13 protein-coding genes are annotated in these 19,765 nt (G+C 32.3%); 12 read left to right on the plus strand and 1 reads right to left on the minus strand.

What is annotated here, in order from left to right:
- The first annotated feature begins 14 nt into the window (after positions 1–14).
- From J1D01_RS02090 to queG, 4 genes are all read left to right on the plus strand, one after another.
- On the plus strand, positions 15–1,898 hold the full coding sequence (locus tag J1D01_RS02090) for an OmpA family protein (protein ID WP_421149657.1): 1,884 nt from the start codon (positions 15–17) through the stop codon (positions 1,896–1,898).
- A 140-nt stretch (positions 1,899–2,038) separates the two neighbouring features.
- Positions 2,039–2,254 carry a hypothetical protein gene (locus J1D01_RS02095; RefSeq protein WP_372936176.1) on the plus strand — a complete coding sequence of 72 codons (216 nt, stop codon included), beginning with the start codon at positions 2,039–2,041 and terminating at the stop codon, positions 2,252–2,254.
- Positions 2,255–2,301: 47 nt separating this feature from the next.
- Entirely contained in the window at positions 2,302–3,324 is a 1,023-nt protein-coding gene (gene ruvB, locus J1D01_RS02100) for a Holliday junction branch migration DNA helicase RuvB (RefSeq protein WP_372936174.1), read from the plus strand.
- A 40-nt stretch (positions 3,325–3,364) separates the two neighbouring features.
- On the plus strand, positions 3,365–4,291 hold the full coding sequence (gene queG, locus J1D01_RS02105; RefSeq protein WP_372936172.1) for a tRNA epoxyqueuosine(34) reductase QueG: 927 nt from the start codon (positions 3,365–3,367) through the stop codon (positions 4,289–4,291).
- A 7-nt stretch (positions 4,292–4,298) separates the two neighbouring features.
- On the opposite strand, the gene J1D01_RS02110 is transcribed toward queG, so the two are convergent.
- Positions 4,299–4,433: a hypothetical protein gene (locus J1D01_RS02110; protein WP_372936170.1), complete on the minus strand. Its 135-nt coding sequence runs from the start codon at positions 4,431–4,433 to the stop codon at positions 4,299–4,301.
- Positions 4,434–4,742: 309 nt separating this feature from the next.
- On the opposite strand from J1D01_RS02110, the gene J1D01_RS02115 reads away from it, so the two are divergent.
- The 8 genes from J1D01_RS02115 to J1D01_RS02150 all read left to right on the plus strand — a co-directional run bounded on the left by J1D01_RS02115 (position 4,743) and on the right by J1D01_RS02150 (position 19,748).
- A complete protein-coding gene (locus J1D01_RS02115; RefSeq protein WP_372936168.1) occupies positions 4,743–7,040 on the plus strand; it encodes an NADP-dependent malic enzyme in 2,298 nt (765 codons plus the stop codon).
- A gap of 51 nt (positions 7,041–7,091) precedes the next feature.
- Positions 7,092–7,673, plus strand: coding sequence for a Holliday junction branch migration protein RuvA (gene ruvA, locus J1D01_RS02120; protein ID WP_372936166.1), 582 nt, complete (start codon positions 7,092–7,094; stop codon positions 7,671–7,673).
- 6 nt (positions 7,674–7,679) lie between these two features.
- Entirely contained in the window at positions 7,680–14,894 is a 7,215-nt protein-coding gene (gene sprA, locus J1D01_RS02125; RefSeq protein ID WP_421149658.1) for a cell surface protein SprA, read from the plus strand.
- A gap of 65 nt (positions 14,895–14,959) precedes the next feature.
- The gene (gene gcvH / locus J1D01_RS02130) at positions 14,960–15,340 is read left to right on the plus strand and encodes a glycine cleavage system protein GcvH (protein WP_372938145.1); all 381 of its coding nucleotides are present in this window, start codon (positions 14,960–14,962) and stop codon (positions 15,338–15,340) included.
- Between the two features lie 58 nt (positions 15,341–15,398).
- Positions 15,399–15,710: a VanZ family protein gene (locus tag J1D01_RS02135; RefSeq protein ID WP_421149659.1), complete on the plus strand. Its 312-nt coding sequence runs from the start codon at positions 15,399–15,401 to the stop codon at positions 15,708–15,710.
- A 59-nt stretch (positions 15,711–15,769) separates the two neighbouring features.
- On the plus strand, positions 15,770–16,489 hold the full coding sequence (locus J1D01_RS02140) for an energy transducer TonB (protein WP_372938143.1): 720 nt from the start codon (positions 15,770–15,772) through the stop codon (positions 16,487–16,489).
- Between the two features lie 243 nt (positions 16,490–16,732).
- The gene (locus J1D01_RS02145; protein ID WP_421149660.1) at positions 16,733–17,518 is read left to right on the plus strand and encodes an energy transducer TonB; all 786 of its coding nucleotides are present in this window, start codon (positions 16,733–16,735) and stop codon (positions 17,516–17,518) included.
- Positions 17,519–17,648: 130 nt separating this feature from the next.
- Positions 17,649–19,748, plus strand: coding sequence for a gliding motility protein RemB (locus J1D01_RS02150; RefSeq protein ID WP_421149661.1), 2,100 nt, complete (start codon positions 17,649–17,651; stop codon positions 19,746–19,748).
- Positions 19,749–19,765: the final 17 nt, after the last annotated feature.

The raw sequence follows: 19,765 nt of genomic DNA on the forward strand, positions 1-19,765 counted from the left end.
CAATACTAGGAAACATGAAAAAACACACATACATACTTGCAAGCCTTTTATTAGTTAGTGGAATAGCATTAGCACAAAAGGAAAATATAAAAAGAGCAAATAAGCTTTTTAAAATGAAAGCTTATACCCAAGCAGCCAAAACTTACGAAACCAAAGAGCGTACACAAGAAGTGTTACAAAATTTGGCAGATAGTTACTATTACAATACCAGTCTTCAAAAGGCTATTGAAACTTATAGAGAATTATTTGTTAAATACGGAGACTCTATTGATATAGAATATCATTTTAGGTTTGCACAAGCATTAAAAGGAGTTAAAAATTATAAAGAAGCCGATGAACATTTAAGTAAATATTACAATAAACCAGTTAATACTTTAGAGTTTATTGAGGCTAATAATAAAATAACACCTCATAATTTTAAATTAAAAGAAATTGTAAATGAAGGTTCTAGTAGTGATTTTGGATTGTCTTTTTACGGTGAAAATAAAGTCGTTTTTGCTTCAACAAGAAATACAGAAAACCCTTCTTATGCTTGGAATGAATTACCCTATTTAGATTTGTACACTGCAACGCTTACAAATTCTAATACTTTAATTAATGTACAGCCATTTCCAGAGGCCATTAATACCAGTTTACATGAAAGCAATGCTGTGTTTACTAAAGATGGAAAAACCATGTATTTTAATAGAACCAACAGCACTCGTAAAAAAACTGATGAAGCGCGTATTGCCCACATTAAAATTTATAAAGCAGAATTAATTAATGGTGAATGGACAAATGTTACGGCATTGCCATTTACATCAAATAGTTATAGTACAGAACACCCTGCGTTAAGTAAAGATGAAAAAACACTATACTTTGCTAGTGATATGCCCGGAACTTTTGGAAGTTTTGATATTTACAAAGTGGCCATTAATGACGATGGTACTTACGGAGAACCTGAAAATTTAGGTGAAACAATTAACACCAAACACCGTGAACAATTCCCTTTTATAAGTGAATTTAATGTGCTCTATTTTTCATCAATTGGCCATCAAGGTTATGGCGGTTTAGATGTGTTTAGAAGCAATATGGTTAATGGTGGTTTTGATAAACCAGTAAATTTGGGAAACATCATTAATAGCAATTTAGATGATTTTGCATATGTAATTAAAGAAAAAGATAATGTGGGTTATGTGTCATCTAACCGTACAGGTTATGATAGAATTTTTAGCTTTTCAAGAGAAGAAAATCCATTAACAAAATATCTAGTAGAAGGTGTTGTGCAAGATAAAAACAGTAAAAAACTTCTGCCAGGAGCATTGGTAGAAATTATTAATCAATCTAATAAAACAATTAAAGATACTGTTGTAGGAGAAAATGGATATTATGTATTTAAATTAGAACCTAATAAATTATATAAAATTAGAGGAACTCGTCAAGCATACATAGAACAAGAATTAGAATTTTTAACGGGTAATTATGGTAAATCTCATAATATTGATATTAATTTAGAATCACTTGTTAGTGTTGAAGAACGTATTCATCAAAATGAAAAAGGTGAATTACATGTACAACTAGATAAAATATATTTTAATTACAATACATCTGAAATAACAAATGAAGCAGCCAAAACATTAGATGTTTTAGTAGATTTAATGAAAAAATACCCATCTATGAAAGTAGAAATTGCAGCTCATACAGATGCCCGTGGGTCAGAGCAATATAATTTAAACTTGTCAAAACAAAGAGCTGCTTTGGTATTAGAGTACCTAGTAAACCAAGGTATTAATAAAAACAGATTAAAAAGTGTAGGCTATGGAGAAACAAGGCCGCTTAATAAATGTATAAAAGAAGGTATTTGTGATGATGAAGAATATGATATTAACAGACGTTGTGAGTTTACAATTTTAAAATAACCAACCAAAATCCTTAAAGCCTTTCTTTCTAATAATCTTAGAATTGAAAGGCTTTTTTACATATGTTTTCATCGTTTATTTCTTTCTAAGTAAGTCATTTGTTTTATGTATTTTTATCATGTTATAAATTTGTAGGCATTATGGAATATTATATAATTGCAATAATTTTATTTTTGTTGCTAAGTTTTGTTATCCACAAATTAGCCTACAATAGGTTTAAAAAAATAACAGGAAGAACACCAAAAAGGAAAGAACTTTGGAGTATCTATCACTGGGAAGGTGTTCTAGGTATAAGTGCTGTAATTGTTCTTATTCTTGTATATATTTTAAAAACCACCAATGTTTTAACGCTTTAATGTTTTAAAAATCCGAAAGGTCAATCGGGTTAAGTCACACTATAAAAATGAACGAAAACCTAGATCCAACAAACGAGAATTTTTCACCCGAAGAATTAGATGTAGAAAAAAAGTTAAGACCCTTAGAATTTGATGATTTTACAGGTCAAGATCAAGTGTTGGAAAATCTGCAAATATTTGTAAAAGCAGCCAATTTAAGAGGAGAAGCTTTAGATCATACATTGTTCCATGGTCCTCCAGGATTGGGTAAAACAACTTTAGCTCATATTTTGGCTAATGAGTTAGATGTTGGGATTAAAGTAACATCGGGTCCAGTGTTAGACAAACCAGGAGACTTAGCCGGTTTGTTAACAAATTTAGAAGAGCGAGATGTTTTGTTTATTGATGAAATTCATCGGTTAAGTCCTATTGTAGAAGAGTATTTGTACTCAGCAATGGAAGACTATAAAATCGATATTATGATTGAAACAGGACCAAATGCTAGAACAGTTCAAATTAATTTAAATCCATTTACTTTAGTTGGGGCTACTACACGCTCAGGATTGTTAACGTCACCTATGCGGGCGCGTTTTGGTATTCAAAGTAGGTTAGAGTACTATAAAACCGATTTACTAACCACTATCATACAGAGAAGTGCTAGCATTTTAAACGTGCCTATTTCAATGGAAGCAGCTATTGAAATTGCAGGACGAAGCAGAGGAACTCCGCGTATTGCCAATGCATTATTGCGTAGGGTGCGTGATTTTGCACAAATAAAAGGAAATGGCACTATTGATATTAAAATTGCAAAATTTGCTTTAGAAGCCTTAAATGTAGATGCGCATGGTTTAGATGATATGGATAACAAAATTCTGTCAACCATCATAGAAAAATTTAAAGGTGGTCCGGTAGGAATTACAACCATAGCTACGGCAGTAAGCGAAAGCCCAGAAACTATAGAGGAGGTTTATGAACCCTTTTTAATACAACAAGGTTTTATAATGAGAACCCCACGTGGGCGCGAAGTAACAGAACAAGCCTACAAGCATCTAGGAAAAATTAAAGGACCAACACAAGGCGGATTATTTTAATACCTAGTGTTATTCTAAACAGGTTTCTAGATCTTTATTTATGACTTTAAAAACCAAACATACTCAACTTATAAAAACCGAAGCAAAACGCCTCGGTTTTTTGTCTTGTGGTGTTAGCAAAGCACAATTTTTAGAAGACGAAGCTCCAAGATTAGAAAAATGGTTAAGCCAAAACATGCATGGAGAAATGAGTTATATGGAAAACCATTTCGATAAGCGTTTAGACCCAACAAAACTAGTTGAAGGTTCAAAAAGTGTAGTATCTTTGTTGTTAAACTATTACCCAAGCCAAGAGCAAATAGAAAATAGTTATAAACTTTCTAAATATGCTTACGGAACAGATTATCATTATGTAATTAAAGATAAATTAAAATCTCTTTTACAATTTATTCAAAATGAAATAGGAGAAGTAAACGGAAGAGCCTTTGTAGATTCTGCACCAGTTTTAGATAAAGCTTGGGCTGCAAAAAGTGGTTTAGGTTGGGTAGGAAAACACAGTAATTTATTAACCCAAAAAGTGGGGTCATTTTATTTTATAGCAGAACTTATAATAGATTTAGATTTAGAATATGATGCTCCAGTTACCAATCATTGCGGTACTTGTACTGCATGTATTGATGCTTGTCCAACAGAAGCCATAACAGAACCTTATGTGGTAGACGGCAGTAAGTGTATTTCTTATTTTACAATAGAGTTAAAAGACAACATCCCAACAGAATTCAAAGGGAAATTTGATGATTGGATGTTTGGGTGCGATGTGTGTCAAGACGTTTGTCCGTGGAATCGTTTTTCAAAGTCCCACAGTGAACCACTTTTTAATCCGCACCCAGAACTACTATCAATAACAAAACAAGATTGGGAAGACATAACCGAAGAAACCTTTCGTAAAGTATTTAAAAAATCTGCAGTAAAAAGAACCAAGTATTCTGGTTTAAAACGAAATATTAGTTTCTTAAAGAAAAATTAGATTTTATTTAGTAAATTTCAGAGTAGGGCATTTTATAGGCATGCCTATATTTTATGGCATAAAGCCTTACCTTTATAGTTAAAATCCAATACTCGTAGTAAGCTTTTTTTCTAAACTGTTTTATTCTTTTATATAACTTCATAGGGCTTAATTTTAAAACAAAGTTAGCAAATTTACTTTTAATTTACAATTTGTTAACATTAAATTTACATTGGGATTAAAAATACACAACCAATAATTGAATTAATAACAGCCTCTATAACAAAGATTTTTAAGTTTTTAATAAATGTAATTTTATCTTCAAAATAGCTCTCAATATTATCAAAAGATTGACTGTTTTAGTTTTAACTATTCTTATATTTGAAGTTTAAAAATAGTTTTTCAAGCACTGTGTAAAGATGTCTTTTAAATCTGTTATTCTCACAGACAATAGAATTTAAAGTAATATATAATGAGAGAGCAAAATAAACGTAAAGAAGCCCTTATATACCACGCAAAACCAACACCTGGTAAAATTAAAGTTGTACCCACAAAAAAATATGCTACGCAAAGAGATTTATCACTGGCATATTCTCCAGGAGTGGCAGAACCTTGTTTAGAGATTGAAAAGGATAAAAATAATGCTTATAAATATACTTCTAAAGGAAATTTAGTAGCAGTAATATCAAACGGAACTGCTGTTTTAGGCTTAGGAAATATTGGTCCGGAAGCTTCAAAACCAGTTATGGAAGGTAAAGGTTTACTTTTTAAAATATTTGCAGATATTGATGTTTTTGATATTGAAATAGATACAGAAGATGTTGATGCATTTATTGAAACCGTTAAAAACATTGCACCAACGTTTGGAGGTATTAATCTTGAAGATATAAAAGCCCCAGAAGCGTTTGAAATAGAAAGACGTTTAAAAGAAGAACTGGATATTCCAGTAATGCATGATGACCAACACGGAACCGCTATCATTTCCGCAGCAGCACTAATAAATGCTATTGAGATTACCAATAGAAAAATTGAAGACACTAAAATTGTAATTAGCGGAGCAGGAGCTGCTGCTATTTCATGTTCGCGTTTATATCAAGCTTGTGGAGCCAAAAGAGAAAATATGGTAATGCTTGATAGTAAAGGTGTTATTAGAAAAGATAGAGCGAATTTGTCTTCTGAAAAAGCTGAATTTGCAACACACAGAAAAATAGATACTTTAGATGAGGCTATGGAAGGCGCCGACGTATTTATTGGCTTATCAAAAGCCGATATTGTATCTCCAGAAATGCTATTGTCTATGGCTAAAGACCCCATAGTGTTTGCAATGGCTAATCCAAACCCAGAGATTAATTATGATTTAGCAATTGCTACTAGAAAAGATATTATTATGGCAACAGGCCGTAGTGATCATCCTAATCAGGTTAATAACGTTTTAGGATTCCCATTTATATTTAGAGGAGCTTTAGATGTAAGAGCTTCAAAGATAAATGAAGAAATGAAAATGGCAGCCGTTAAGGCTTTAGCAAAACTAGCAAAAGAGCCTGTTCCAGAGCAAGTTAATGTTGCTTATGGAGAAACAAAACTAGCTTTTGGTAAAGACTACATAATACCAAAACCATTTGACCCACGTTTAATTGCCGAAGTTCCTCCTGCAGTAGCAAAAGCAGCTATGGATAGTGGTGTTGCTAAATCACCTATAACAAATTGGGAAGATTATCAAGATGTTTTAAGAGAACGTTTGGGGTCAGATAATAAAATGGTAAGGTTGCTTATAGACCGAGCAAAACAAAATCCTAAACGAGTAGTTTTTGCCGAGGCAGACCATTTAGATGTTTTAAAAGCTGCCCAAATAGTTTATGAGGAAGGCATAGCTAAACCTATTTTGTTAGGAAGAAAAGAAACTATTGAAGGACTCATGGCTTCAATTGATTTTCATGCCGATATACCAATTATTGATCCTAAAGCAGAAGAAGAAAACCCAAGAAAAGATAGATACGCAAAAGTATATTGGGAAAATCGTAAAAGAAGAGGGGTTACTTATTATGCAGCACAAAGGCTAATGAGAGAGCGTAATTACTTTGCAGCTATGATGGTTAATGAAGGAGATGCCGATGCTTTAATTTCGGGATATTCTCGTAGTTATCCTACAGTAGTTAAACCAATGTTAGAGTTAATAGGTATGGCGCCTGGGGTTACAAGAGTAGCAACCACTAACTTAATGATGACTAAAAGAGGGCCACTTTTCTTAAGTGATACATCCATCAACATAGACCCTAGTGCAAAAGATTTAGCTAAAATTGCACAAATGACATCAAAAGTAATAAAGTTGTTTGGTTTAAACCCAGTTTTAGCAATGGTGAGTTATTCAAATTTTGGTTCGTCTGGTAATGAGAAAGCATCTAAAGTACGAGAGGCTGTGGCTTATTTGCATAGATATTATCCAGATTTAGATATTGATGGAGAGTTACAAACAGATTTTGCTTTAAATGATGATATGCTTAGAGAAAAATTTCCGTTTTCAAAATTAGTAGGCAAAAAAGTAAATTCTTTAATTTTTCCAAATCTAGATTCAGCAAATATTACATACAAGCTTTTAAAAGAATTAGATGGAGCAGAATCTATAGGTCCTATAATGATGGGTATGGATAAGCCTGTGCATATTTTGCAATTAGGAGCCAGTGTTGATGAAATTGTTAACATTAGTGCAATTGCAGTAATAGATGCACAAGAGAAAGAAAAGTTAGAAAAGGCGAATGTTAAAAAGAAGTAAAACAATAAAAATAAATTTTACTACATTTGATTGGTTAAGGGATTAGTATAAATGATAACACATATTCAAGGAAAACTTACTGAAAAAAATCCAACACATGTTGTCATTGATTGCAATGGAGTAGGCTATATGATTAATATTTCTCTACACACCTACTCTCAAATTCCTGACAATGAAAGTTTAAAACTTTTCACACATCTTCAAGTAAGAGAAGATGCTCACACACTTTATGGGTTTTCATCAATTGCAGAAAGAGAGATTTTTAGGTTGTTAATATCGGTAAGTGGTGTAGGTGCAAGTACGGCTCGTACTATGTTATCTTCCTTAACTCCAAAACAAGTAAGAGAGGGTATAGCTAATAATGATGTAGCTTTAATTCAGTCTATTAAAGGAATTGGGGCTAAAACAGCACAACGGGTAATATTAGATTTAAAAGATAAAATCTTAAAGATCTATGATATTGATGAAGTTTCGGTTTCACAAGGCAATACCAATAAAGATGAAGCGTTATCTGCTTTAGAAGTGCTTGGTTTTACCAAAAAGCAAGCAGAACGTGTTGTAGATAAAATTGTTGCTTCTCAACCAGAAGCAGATGTAGAAACCATAATTAAACAGGCCTTAAAAAATTTATAAAATATTTTGAAGAGAACCAGCCTTAAATTTTATAAGTCGTTTAAACAATATACTTTTTTAGTTTTAGTGCTACTTAGCTCTATAGTTTCGTGGTCACAGCAAACACCCCAAGATTCTGTAAAAACAGGGTTTAGTAAGGGGTCTATAAAATCTCCCAATCCTAATAGTATTGAATCTAAATATACATATGACCCCGTTACAGATAGATACATTTACACAGAAAAAATAGGGAGTTTTAATATAAATTACCCCATTATTTTAACTCCTAAGGAGTATTATGAGCTTGTTGCTAAAGAAAATATAAGAAGTTATTATAAAGAAAAAATAGATGCTTTTGATGGGAAAAAAGTAGGTGAAGACGGACAGAAAAATCTATTGCCAGAATTTTATGTAAAGTCTGGGTTATTTGAATCTATTTTTGGAGGTAATACTATTGAGGTTATTCCTCAAGGATCTGTAGAAATGGACTTAGGAGTACTCTTTTCAAAACAAGATAACCCTGCATTTTCACCAAGAAACAGAAGTAATTTTACCTTTGATTTTGATCAACGAATCAATTTAAGCCTTCAAGGTAAAGTAGGAGAAAGACTCCAAGTAAATGCAAACTATGACACACAAGCATCTTTTGATTTTCAAAATCTAATAAAGCTAGATTACACACCAACAGAAGATGATATTATTCAAAAAATTGAAGTTGGTAATGTAAGTATGCCTTTAAATAGTTCATTAATTACAGGTGCTCAAAGTTTGTTTGGTGTAAAAGCACAACTGCAGTTTGGTAAAACAACCGTTACAGGTGTGTTTTCAGAGCAAAAATCTCAAGCAAATACAGTAGTATCTCAAGGAGGAGGTACTGTTGAAGAATTTGAGCTATTTATTAGAGAGTATGATGAAAACCGTCATTTCTTTTTGGCTCAATATTTTAAAGATACCTATGACACTTCCTTAAAAGATTACCCTTTTATAAATAATAAAGGACTTCAAATTACCCGAATAGAAGTTTGGATAACCAACCGAAGCAACCAAACCGATGATGTTAGAAATATTGTAGCACTTCAAGATATTGGAGAATCTGATAATGTTGGGTCTGCAGTTAATATTTATGCAGCTCCAGGGGCATTCCCTGATAATAGTAATAATGCTTTTGATCCAACCAATATTGGTGGCAGTGGGTCTCAATTAACAACCGCTATAAGAGATGTTTCTACCGTACAAAGTGGTATTACGGTTTCAAATGTTAAAGAAGGCTATGATTATGCAAAACTAGAAAACGCTAGAAAGTTATCATCTCAAGAATATGATTTAAATGAAGAGTTAGGGTATATTTCATTAAACTCACGTTTAAATAATGACGAAGTTTTAGCAGTAGCTTTTCAATATACTGTTGGTGGGCAAGTTTACCAAGTAGGTGAGTTTGCAAATGATGGTGTAGATGCTACTGATGTAGATTCAAGTTCTGGTGAAGTAACAAATCAAAGTTTAGTTCTAAAACTATTAAAAAGTAGCATAACCAGCGTAGAACAACCCGTTTGGGATTTAATGATGAAAAATATCTATGATACTGGTGCTTACAATTTAAGTCAAGATGATTTTACGCTAAATATATTTTATAATGAATCATCACTATTAAATTATATCACGCCTGTTGGCGGTAGTTTTGATTTAGATATAAACGGAAATCCAGTTTCCGGATCAACACCAGAGGAAGATTTAATTGAAAACGTACCCTTATTAAGAGTTTTTAATTTAGATAAACTTAATTATAATAATGACCCACAAGCCAATGGTGATGGCTTTTTTGATTATTATCCTGGTATAACCGTTATTCCAGATAACGGAAAAATTATATTTACAAGTGCAGAACCTTTTGGAGAATACTTATATAATGTGTTAGGTGGGGGAAATAACTATGAAGACAATACTTCATATAACGAAAACCAACAAAAGTATGTCTATGATATTCTTTATAAAGAAACAAAAACAGCTGCTCTAGAAGAGGTTGAAAAAAATAAATTTAAACTTAAAGGACGCTACAAATCTACAGGAAGTGATGGCATTTCATTAGGAGCCTTTAACGTTCCAAGAGGTTCAGTTACAGTAACTGCTGGTGGTCGTGTTTTGGTAGAAGGTATAGATTATACGGTAAATTACCAATTAGGAACCGTTCAAATTTTAGACGAAGCCCTAAAAGCATCTAGTACTCCAATTGAAGTTTCAACAGAAAACAATGCTGTTTTTGGGCAACAAACCAAACGCTTTACAGGGCTTAATATAGAACACAAGTTTAATGAAGATTTTGTTTTAGGAGCAACACTTTTAAATCTTAATGAGCGTCCTATAACCCAAAAAGCCAATTACGGAACAGAGCCAATTAATAATACCATTTTTGGTATAAACGGAAATTATGCTACCAAAGTGCCACTTTTAACAAGGTTAGCAAATAAACTACCTAATATAGACACAGATGTAGAATCTAATCTTTCACTACGTGGAGAGTTTGCTTATTTAGCTCCCGGATCACCCAAAGGAACAGACCTAAATGGTGAAGCAACATCCTATATTGATGATTTTGAAGGAACCCAAAATTCCATTGATTTAACTTCTCAGCAATCATGGTTTTTATCAAGTAGACCAGTAGATTTAGACGGTGATGGTATTGAAGACCCAGAAAGCGATATAAGTGCTGGTATTCAAAATGGTTATGGTAGAGCTATGTTAAATTGGTACACCATAGATCCTATATTCTACAGCAGTCAAAGACCAAGTGATATCACAGATGATGATATGTCTAGCCTTTATACCAGTAGAGTATTTATAAATGAATTATTCCCAGACCAAGATTTAGTACAAGGTCAAAACTCTGTACTTTACACTTTAGATTTGGCTTACTATCCACAAGAAAGAGGTCCGTATAATTTTGACCCTAATGCTGCAGACGGTACAATTGATAATCCAAGTGAAAGTTGGGCAGGAATTACAAGAGCACTAACATCTACAGATTTTGAACAACAAAATGTAGAATATATCGATTTTTGGGTTCAAGATCCATTTCAAGAAAACCCAACCAATCCAGGAGGTAAACTAGTGTTTAACCTTGGTAATATTTCAGAAGATATTATTAAAGACGGAAAAAAACTTTACGAAAACGGATTGCCAGAAGATGGAGATATAAGCCTGTTTACACCTACATCATGGGGAACCGTAACACCACAAAACCAATCATTAGTTTATGCTTTTGATACCACTGGAGATGAAAGAACAAATCAAGACGTTGGGTATGATGGTTATGATGATGTTGAAGAAGCTAATGTGTTTGGTTCTAATTTTGGGTCAGATCCAGCTAATGATAATTACGCCTATTTCTTAGATACCGATGGCGGCATTTTTGAGCGTTATAAATATTACAATGGTGTAGAAGGTAACACACCAGATACTTTTTCAGATACTGAAAGAGCAGCTAATACCCAACCAGATGTAGAAGATATTAACAGGGATAACACAATGAACACCATTGATAGTTATTTTGAGTACGAACTAGATATTACAAGACAAAATTTACCAGAAACACAGTCAGAATTTGAGAATATTTCTAGTACAAACCCTTTAAAAGATTTCTTAAGAGATTATAAAGAAAGACCACGTACCTTACCCAATGGAGACTCTGAAACAGTAAGGTGGTATCAATTTAGAATACCCGTTGAAGGAAGTCACGCAAGAGCTATAGGTGGTATAAGCGATTTAAGATCTGTTCGTTTTATGCGCATGTTTCTTAAAGAGTTTTCAGAAACAACCATATTCCGTTTTGGTACTTTAGATTTAGTTAGAAGTGATTGGAGACGCTACACACAAGCCTTAGATGAAGATGACCCAACACCTGATGACCCTCAAACCGAATTTTCAGTAGGCGTAATAGGTACTTTAGAAAACGAAGGCAGCTATCAAAGCCCTCCTGATATAGAACCAGAAGAATTGTTTAACAACAATACCGTTGTAGAACAAAATGAACAATCTTTAGTAGTAAATGTATGCAATTTAGAAGCCGAAGATTCTAAAGCAGTTTATAAAAACATCAGCATAGACATGAGGCAGTTTAAACGCTTAAGAATGTATATACATGCTGATGATGATGAAGGAGTTTTGAACGATAATGAACTAGTAGGGTTCATAAGAATGGGGAATGATTTAACTGAGAATTTTTATCAAATAGAAATACCGTTACAGATATCAACTTCTACAACAAGAGAAGGGCTTTGGCCAGAGGCTAATGAAATTAATTTAGAAATTGAAAAATTAGGAGATATTAAATCTCTCGGTATTTCAGATGGTTCATTAGTTAATGAAGATCCTACTTTTTATGATGTTGTTGGAGATGACCTAGTGCCTGTTTCAAATCAGTATTCAGGTTATGTTTCTGGCCAGCATAGAATAGGTATTAAAGGAAATCCAAATTTTGGCGATGTAAGAACATTGATGGTTGGTGTAAAAAATGCCACTACAAGAAATGATGTTTGCGCAGAGGTTTGGTTCAATGAGTTGCGTTTATCTGATATGGATAACGAAGGTGGTTGGGCAGCAGTAGTAAGTATGGATACCAACATTGCAGATTTTGCAACTATAAGTGCAACTGGTAGACAAAGTACCTCTGGTTTTGGTTCTATAGAACAAGGCCCAAGTGAGCGTAGTTTAGAAGATGTTAAACAATATGATGTTGTTACTAATGTACAAATAGGCCAGTTGCTGCCTAAAAAATGGGGCGTTCAAATTCCTTTTAATTATGCGCAAAGCGAAGAACTAATAACGCCAAAGTACGATGCATATTATGAAGATTTAACGCTAGAGTCTAGATTAGCCGCCGCAGAAACAGAAGAAGAAAAAGAAACTATAAAAGAACAATCTGAAGATTATACAAAACGCCAAAGCATAAACTTTATAGGGGTTAGAAAGACTAGAACCACAGACAAAACACCGCGTTTTTATGATGTTGAAAATGTAACCTTAAACTATTCTTATAATAAGGTAGAACACAGAGATTTTGAAATTGAAAATTCAGTAAACAAAACGGTTAGAGTTGGAGCTAATTATGCGTTCAATTTTAATCCTATTAAAATAGAACCTTTTAAAAAGAACGACTCCTTGTTTACAGGAAAGTACTGGAAATTCTTAAAAGATTTTAATCTTAATCTACTACCTTCAAGTTTTAGTATTAATACAGATATTAATAGGCAATTTAATAGACAAAAATATAGAAATGTTGAATTGAGTGAAGACGATATATCTGTAGAAGAGTTGTTTAGAAGAAACTATACTTTCGATTTTCAGTACACCATAAATTATAATTTAACAGATGCCTTACAATTAAACTTCAATGCAGCCAATAACAATATAGTTAGAAATTATTATAAGGATAACGATTTAATTGCAGGCGAACAAGATGAAACCCTAGATGTTTGGGATGGCTTGTTTGATTTTGGAGATCCTAACAGGCAAACACAAACCTTAGGTTTAACATACCAGTTACCACTAAATAAAATACCAACCTTTAGTTTTATTGATGCAAACTATCAATACACAGGAACTTTTAATTGGGAAAAAGGCTCAGATTTATATGGCGAAGTTATAGGTGAAGACATTAATTCTATTTCAAACTCTAATGTGCATGACCTAAATGCATCTTTAGATATGAGTAGATTTTATAAGTATATAGGTTTAGTTAAAAAACCAATTAAAAGAGTTAGAAGTAGAACAACATCTGCAGGAGGTCCCCCAGGAACAAGTAATAATAAAAATAAACCAAGACCAAAAATAAAAGACCAAACAACCACAAAAATATTAAATGCAGGTGTTGATATTTTAACCAGTATAAAAAGAATGCAATTAAGATATTCTGAAAACAACGGAACCTACTTACCTGGTTATACTCAAACGCCTGGTTTTATTGGTACGCTTAGGCCAACAGTTGGTTTTACATTTGGTAGCCAAAGTGATGTAAGATACCTAGCAGCTAAAAAGGGGTGGCTAACAGTTTTTGATGAATTTAATCAGCAATACACAACTACCCAAACCAAACAGTTAGATGTTTCTGCAAGTTTAGAACCAGTAAAAGATTTAAAAATTGATATAGTTGGAAATAGAACCTATTATGAAAACTATTCAGAAAACTATACAGTTACCAATGGTGTGTATAACTCGTTAACACCAAATACCTTTGGTAATTTTAATATTTCTACGGTATTAATAAAAACAGCTTTTAGTAAAAGCGATGAAAACATATCTAAAACTTTTAATGAATTTAGAAGTAATAGATTAAAGGTTGCCGAACGATTAGCCGAAGAATTTTATGGCCAAGGCGTATTATACGCAAGAGATGATGATGGCTACCCCTTAGGTTTTGGTAAAACAAATCAAAAAGTGTTATTGCCAGCATTTTTAGCTGCCTATACAGGACAAGATGCTAACAAGGTTAAAACAGGAGCTTTTAGAGATATTCCTATTCCAAACTGGGATTTAAAATATTCTGGTTTCATGAAATTTGCATGGTTTAAAAAACGTTTTAAACGTTTTTCAGTAACTCACGGGTACCGTTCAACATACACTATTAATCAGTTTAATACAAACTTAAATTTAAACACAAATCCAGATGATAACGAAGCTCCAATACCTGGTTTAGAGTATGCAAGTCAGCCATCAGAAGCCTTAGATCAATCAGGTAACTATAAAAACGAACGTTTGTTTGGAGGCATTAATTTAACAGAGTCTTTTAGTCCCTTAGTTAAAATTGATTTTGAAATGAAAAACTCTGTGTCAGTTTTAGCAGAAGTAGCTAAAGATAGAATGTTATCACTAAGTTTTGATAATAACTTGTTAACCGAAGTTCAAGGAAACGAGTATACACTTGGTTTAGGTTACAGAATAAAAGATTTGCGTATTAAGTCTAAATTAGCGGGTCCTAAAAAAAGCGTTGTAAGTGATTTAGATATGAAAGCAGATATCTCAGTTAGAGATAATAAAACTATAATAAGGTATTTAGATTTAGAGAATAATCAAGTTACTTCAGGGCAAACTATTTGGAGCTTAAAATATACGGCAGATTACGCTTTTAGTAAAAACCTAACAGGTATCTTTTACTTTGATTATGCCTTTTCAGAATACGCTATTTCAACAGCATTTCCTCAAACAACCATTAGGTCTGGTATAACACTTAGATATAATTTTGGAAATTAATAAATATCAGTTGAATTTATCAGTTTGAATAAATACATTTGTGTAAATAACTTAATTAGTAAAAAATGAATATTCCATCAGAATTAAAATACACTAAAGACCATGAATGGGTTAAAATAGAAGGAGATGTGGCAACAGTTGGTATTACAGATTTTGCGCAAAGCGAATTAGGAGACATTGTATATGTTGAAGTAGAAACCGTTGATGAAACCTTAGATGCAGAAGAGGTTTTTGGTACCGTTGAAGCAGTAAAAACAGTGTCAGATTTATTTTTACCACTCTCTGGTGAAATTATAGAATTTAATGAGGCCTTAGAAGATGAACCAGAATGCGTTAATTCAGACCCTTATGGAGATGGATGGATGATAAAAGTAAAGTGTTCAGATCTTTCAGAAGCAGATAATCTTTTATCTGCCAATGATTATAAAGCCTTAATTGGTGCTTAAAAAAACAATACTTTTAATAACTATTGCTTATACCGTATCTCTAACAATTGTTAGTTTAATGAGGCTTAATAACCTTCCAGATATTAAGATTTCGTTCGGAGATAAAATATTTCATTTTATAGCCTATGCAGTGTTAACCATATTGTGGTCTTATTCATTTTTGTTTTCATTTAAATTTAAGATGAAAAAAGCACTTTTATCATCAGCTATATTATCGGTAGTTTTTGGCATAGTTATTGAGTTACTACAAGGTAGCATGACAGATTATAGAGCATTAGATGTTTATGATGCCTTAGCAAATACATTAGGAGTATTACTAGCATCACTGTTATTATGGGCAATAAAAAGTTTACATATTAAAAAATTATAAACTCTTGCTTTTTTGATAAATAAATAGTTATTTTAGCAATCTTGATAAACGTTTAAATTATGGAACCGAAAAAAAATTCTAAAGCAAATGTAGGACGTAACAGTTCTCTTTACTTCGCAATTGGTTTAGCATTAATGTTGTTTTTAACAAACTATGCAATCAATTACAAGACTTATGACAAAGCAGAAATTGACATAGGTCAATTAAATATAGATGAAGAGATTGAAGAAGAAATTCCAATCACAGAACAAATACAAACACCACCACCGCCACCGCCACCACCAGCAGCTCCAGAAGTAATTGAAATTGTTGAAGATGAAGTAGAGGTTGAAGAAACTGTAATAGAATCAACAGAAGTAGATCAAGAAACTGAAATTGTTGAGGTTGAAGAGGTAATTGTAGAAGAAGTAGAAGAAGATATTGATGTACCATTTGCTGTAATTGAAAACGTACCAGTTTTTCCAGGTTGTGAAAAAGGAAATAACAACCAGAAAAGAGCATGTATGTCTAAAAAGATATCTCAATTTGTAAATAAAAAATTTAATACAGAGTTAGCTAGTGACCTAGGTTTATCAGGAAGACAACGTATTAATGTAATATTTAAAATTGATAAAACTGGAGCTGTTACAGGTATTAGAGCAAGAGCACCACATCCAGGATTAGAAAAAGAAGCTAAAAGAGTTATTGGTATGTTACCAAAAATGAAACCTGGTAAACAACGTGGTAAACCGGTAAACGTTCCATATTCGTTACCAATTATCTTCCAAGTTCAAGATTAATTTAATACAGTTGTTTTAACAACTTAGTATAATCTTAGTAAAGTATATAAAATCCCGTTACAATTTTGTAACGGGATTTCTTTTTTGGTATGCTTATTGTGATTTTATCATAATATTAACATTTAAACTATAATTTATTATGATAATGAGTAATTCAAAAAAATAGTTGAAATTACCGGTAACAACTATCTTTTTTGTTTACAAATTACATTTGATTTTAGTTTTCAATTAAATCAAAAACAAATGAAAAATCAAAAAGATTCTCACAGTCTCATTCGGCAAAATGAGCAAACTGTGAAAAACACACAAAAGCATGATGCTAATTTACAAAAAAACTCCACCCTTTACTTTCAAGTAGGGCTAATAGTATGCCTTCTGGTTACCTTTGGTTTGTTTGAAATGAAATTTGAGACTAAAATTCCTCCTCAAGTTACTCATGATGTAGAATATGAAGACGATCTTTATGTATTCAATGACCTTGTAAAGCCTAAAGAAGAGGTTAAAAAGAAGGAAGTTAAACGTAAAGAACTAGTACATCAAAATCCAGTTAGTGGAGAAGAAGAGCCAATAAGTGAAGATATATCAGATATTTTTGAACCACCCACTAATGATACTCCCTTCAACCCAGATGCTTTACCAAATTTAGATGGTGAACCAGAGGATGACCCTATTGTTGATTTTATTTTTATAGAAGAAGTACCAATTTACCCAGGTTGCGAAAACAAGAAAACTAATTTAGATAGAAAAAAATGTATGTCTGATAAACTCTCTAAATTAATTAGAAAAAAATTTGATACATCGATAGGTGATGACTTAGGGTTGTCTGGTAGGCAAACAGTATTAACACAATTCACCATTGATACACAAGGCAATATAATTGATGTTAAAACAAGAGCACCTCACCCAGAATTAACAAAGGAAGCTCAACGTGTTATTAATAAGGTGCCTAAAATGAAACCCGGTAAACAAAGAGATAAACCAGTAAAAGTTAGGTACACTTTGCCTATTATTTTTCAGGTTCAAAACTAAGCAAAAATAATTTTTCAAAACTTAAACCGTTATCAAATCAACCGATAGCGGTTTTTCTTTGTTCATGTTCTCTTAATGATTACTTAAAATGTGCTATCTTTCAACTTTAAATCAATTCTTAATCTTTTACATGGTAAGACTCGTTGTACTATTCCTACTTTTAGTTCAATTTAATGGGTATACACAAAACAAGTTTTTAAACGAAAAACCTCCTGTTTTCCCTAATTGTAATGGTACAGAAATAGACTCATTACAAGCGTGTTTTGATAGAAATGTTTTCAATTATATTTATGAAAATTTTAAGCTGCCACAAATTGTAATTAATGAGAATTATAAAGGAAGAATAACAGTGTTGTTTGAGGTTGATAAAACCGGAAACTTTAAAGTAATTTATGTAGATGCTTTTTATAATGAATTAAAGGAAGAAGTAAAACGTGTTTTTAAACAGTTACCTAAAATAACCCCAGCAACATACAACGGAAGGACTACATTTAAACAATATTCTATTCCAATACAAATACCTTTAGTTAAACAAACACCTAACACTACAGATTTACAAACTGAGAAAGAAATTTCTAAGCTAGAAATTGCGGCTAAACAAGAGTTTGATAATGTTAAAAATGGAATAGAACCCTATAACAATAAGCGTTTTTCAAGTGAATTAAATATACAGTTTGTTCATAGCGATTATGCCAAATTTGATAGAGCTATAAATGTTATAGGCACCAATAGCCATACTGCTTCTAAACCTTTTTTGTATTCCGAAGTTTCAGAATATTATAATTTTGAAAAAGAATATGAAGATCTTAAAAAAGAAACCAAAACATGGGCAGGTAAAAAACTGTGGAATGAACATTTAGTGCAACTTCAAAGTAAAGATTATTGGTTTACTATAGACCCAGTATTCGATTTACAAGTAGGAAAAGATACCGATGCAGATTTTAATTCAACCTATAATAACACTCGCGGATTTGTAATTCAAGGAGGTTTGGGTAAAAAATTCAATTTTTATTCGGCAGTTTTTGAAAGTCAAGGGCGCTTTGCAGATTATGTAAACCGTTATGCCGAAAGTTTAAAAGCTTTTGGTCCAGACCCGGCAATAATTCCTGGGCGTGGTATTGCAAAACGATTTAAAACAGATTCTTATGATTACCCGGTAGCCGAAGCATATTTGTCATATTCACCAGCTAAGTTTTTAAATATTCAATTTGGTCATGGTAAAAATTTTATTGGAGATGGTTATCGTTCACTGTTATTAAGTGATGTTGCTAGTCCGCATCCATTTTTAAAATTAAACACTAAATTCTGGAAATTAAAGTACACTAACACCTTTATGTGGTTGAAAGACGTGCGCGATGAAGTTGTAGAAGATAAAGCCTTTTTAACAAAATATGTTGCCAATCATTATTTAAGTTGGAATGTGTCTAAACGTTTTAATTTAGGATTGTTTGAATCGGTGCTTTGGACTAATAGTAATGATAGAGGTTTTGATGTTAACTATCTAAATCCTATAATTTTTTACAGAGCTATTGAGTTTGAAACCGGACAAGGGGCAGGAAATGCTTTATTAGGAGCTTCGGCTAAATACAAATTTACAGATGATATCAATGCTTACGGACAATTTATTTTAGATGAATTTTCGCTAAGCGATATAAAAGGCGGTGAAAAAAGTTGGAAAAATAAATACGGCTATCAATTAGGTCTAAAATATTATAATGCGTTTAAAGTTGATAATTTATTGCTGCAAGTAGAGTATAATCGCGTCCGTCCGTACACATATTCGCACAATACCATAGTTTTAAATTATGGGCACAACAACCAGTCTTTAGCTCATTTGTGGGGTGCTAATTTTAGCGAGCTTATTTTAATTGGACGTTATAGATTAAACAGATGGTTTGCCGATGCCAAATTTATATTTGGAAATAGAGGACTTGATTATAATGATGGAACCGATGATTATAGTTATGGAGGCGATATTTATAGAGATTATAACGACCGACCTTTTGATACAGGTGTTGAAGTAGGACAAGGTATAAAAACCAAATCATTTTATGCTAATTTACAAGCAGGTTACTTAATTAATCCAGCATCTAATTTAAAAATATTTACCGATGTTACCGTTAGAAATTTCAACCCAAGCGCAACCACAACTACAACTTTTGATAATAATACTCTGTGGTTTAATTTTGGACTGAGAACAGATTTATTTAATTGGTATTTCGATTTTTAACAAAGCTATTTCTAATT

The organism is Seonamhaeicola sp. NFXS20, assembly GCF_049132085.1.
Lineage (GTDB): Bacteria > Bacteroidota > Bacteroidia > Flavobacteriales > Flavobacteriaceae > Seonamhaeicola.

Bases quoted from the DNA above. Each gene is read 5' to 3' on its own strand.
- J1D01_RS02090 (WP_421149657.1), top strand. From the start codon at position 15: ATGAAAAAACACACATACATACTTGCAAGCCTTTTATTAGTTAGTGGA.
- J1D01_RS02095 (WP_372936176.1), top strand. From the start codon at position 2,039: ATGGAATATTATATAATTGCAATAATTTTATTTTTGTTGCTAAGTTTT.
- ruvB (WP_372936174.1), top strand. From the start codon at position 2,302: ATGAACGAAAACCTAGATCCAACAAACGAGAATTTTTCACCCGAAGAA.
- queG (WP_372936172.1), top strand. From the start codon at position 3,365: ATGACTTTAAAAACCAAACATACTCAACTTATAAAAACCGAAGCAAAA.
- J1D01_RS02110 (WP_372936170.1), bottom strand. From the start codon at position 4,433: ATGAAGTTATATAAAAGAATAAAACAGTTTAGAAAAAAAGCTTACTAC.
- J1D01_RS02115 (WP_372936168.1), top strand. From the start codon at position 4,743: ATGAGAGAGCAAAATAAACGTAAAGAAGCCCTTATATACCACGCAAAA.
- ruvA (WP_372936166.1), top strand. From the start codon at position 7,092: ATGATAACACATATTCAAGGAAAACTTACTGAAAAAAATCCAACACAT.
- gcvH (WP_372938145.1), top strand. From the start codon at position 14,960: ATGAATATTCCATCAGAATTAAAATACACTAAAGACCATGAATGGGTT.
- J1D01_RS02135 (WP_421149659.1), top strand. From the start codon at position 15,399: ATGAGGCTTAATAACCTTCCAGATATTAAGATTTCGTTCGGAGATAAA.
- J1D01_RS02140 (WP_372938143.1), top strand. From the start codon at position 15,770: ATGGAACCGAAAAAAAATTCTAAAGCAAATGTAGGACGTAACAGTTCT.
- J1D01_RS02145 (WP_421149660.1), top strand. From the start codon at position 16,733: ATGAAAAATCAAAAAGATTCTCACAGTCTCATTCGGCAAAATGAGCAA.
- J1D01_RS02150 (WP_421149661.1), top strand. From the start codon at position 17,649: ATGGTAAGACTCGTTGTACTATTCCTACTTTTAGTTCAATTTAATGGG.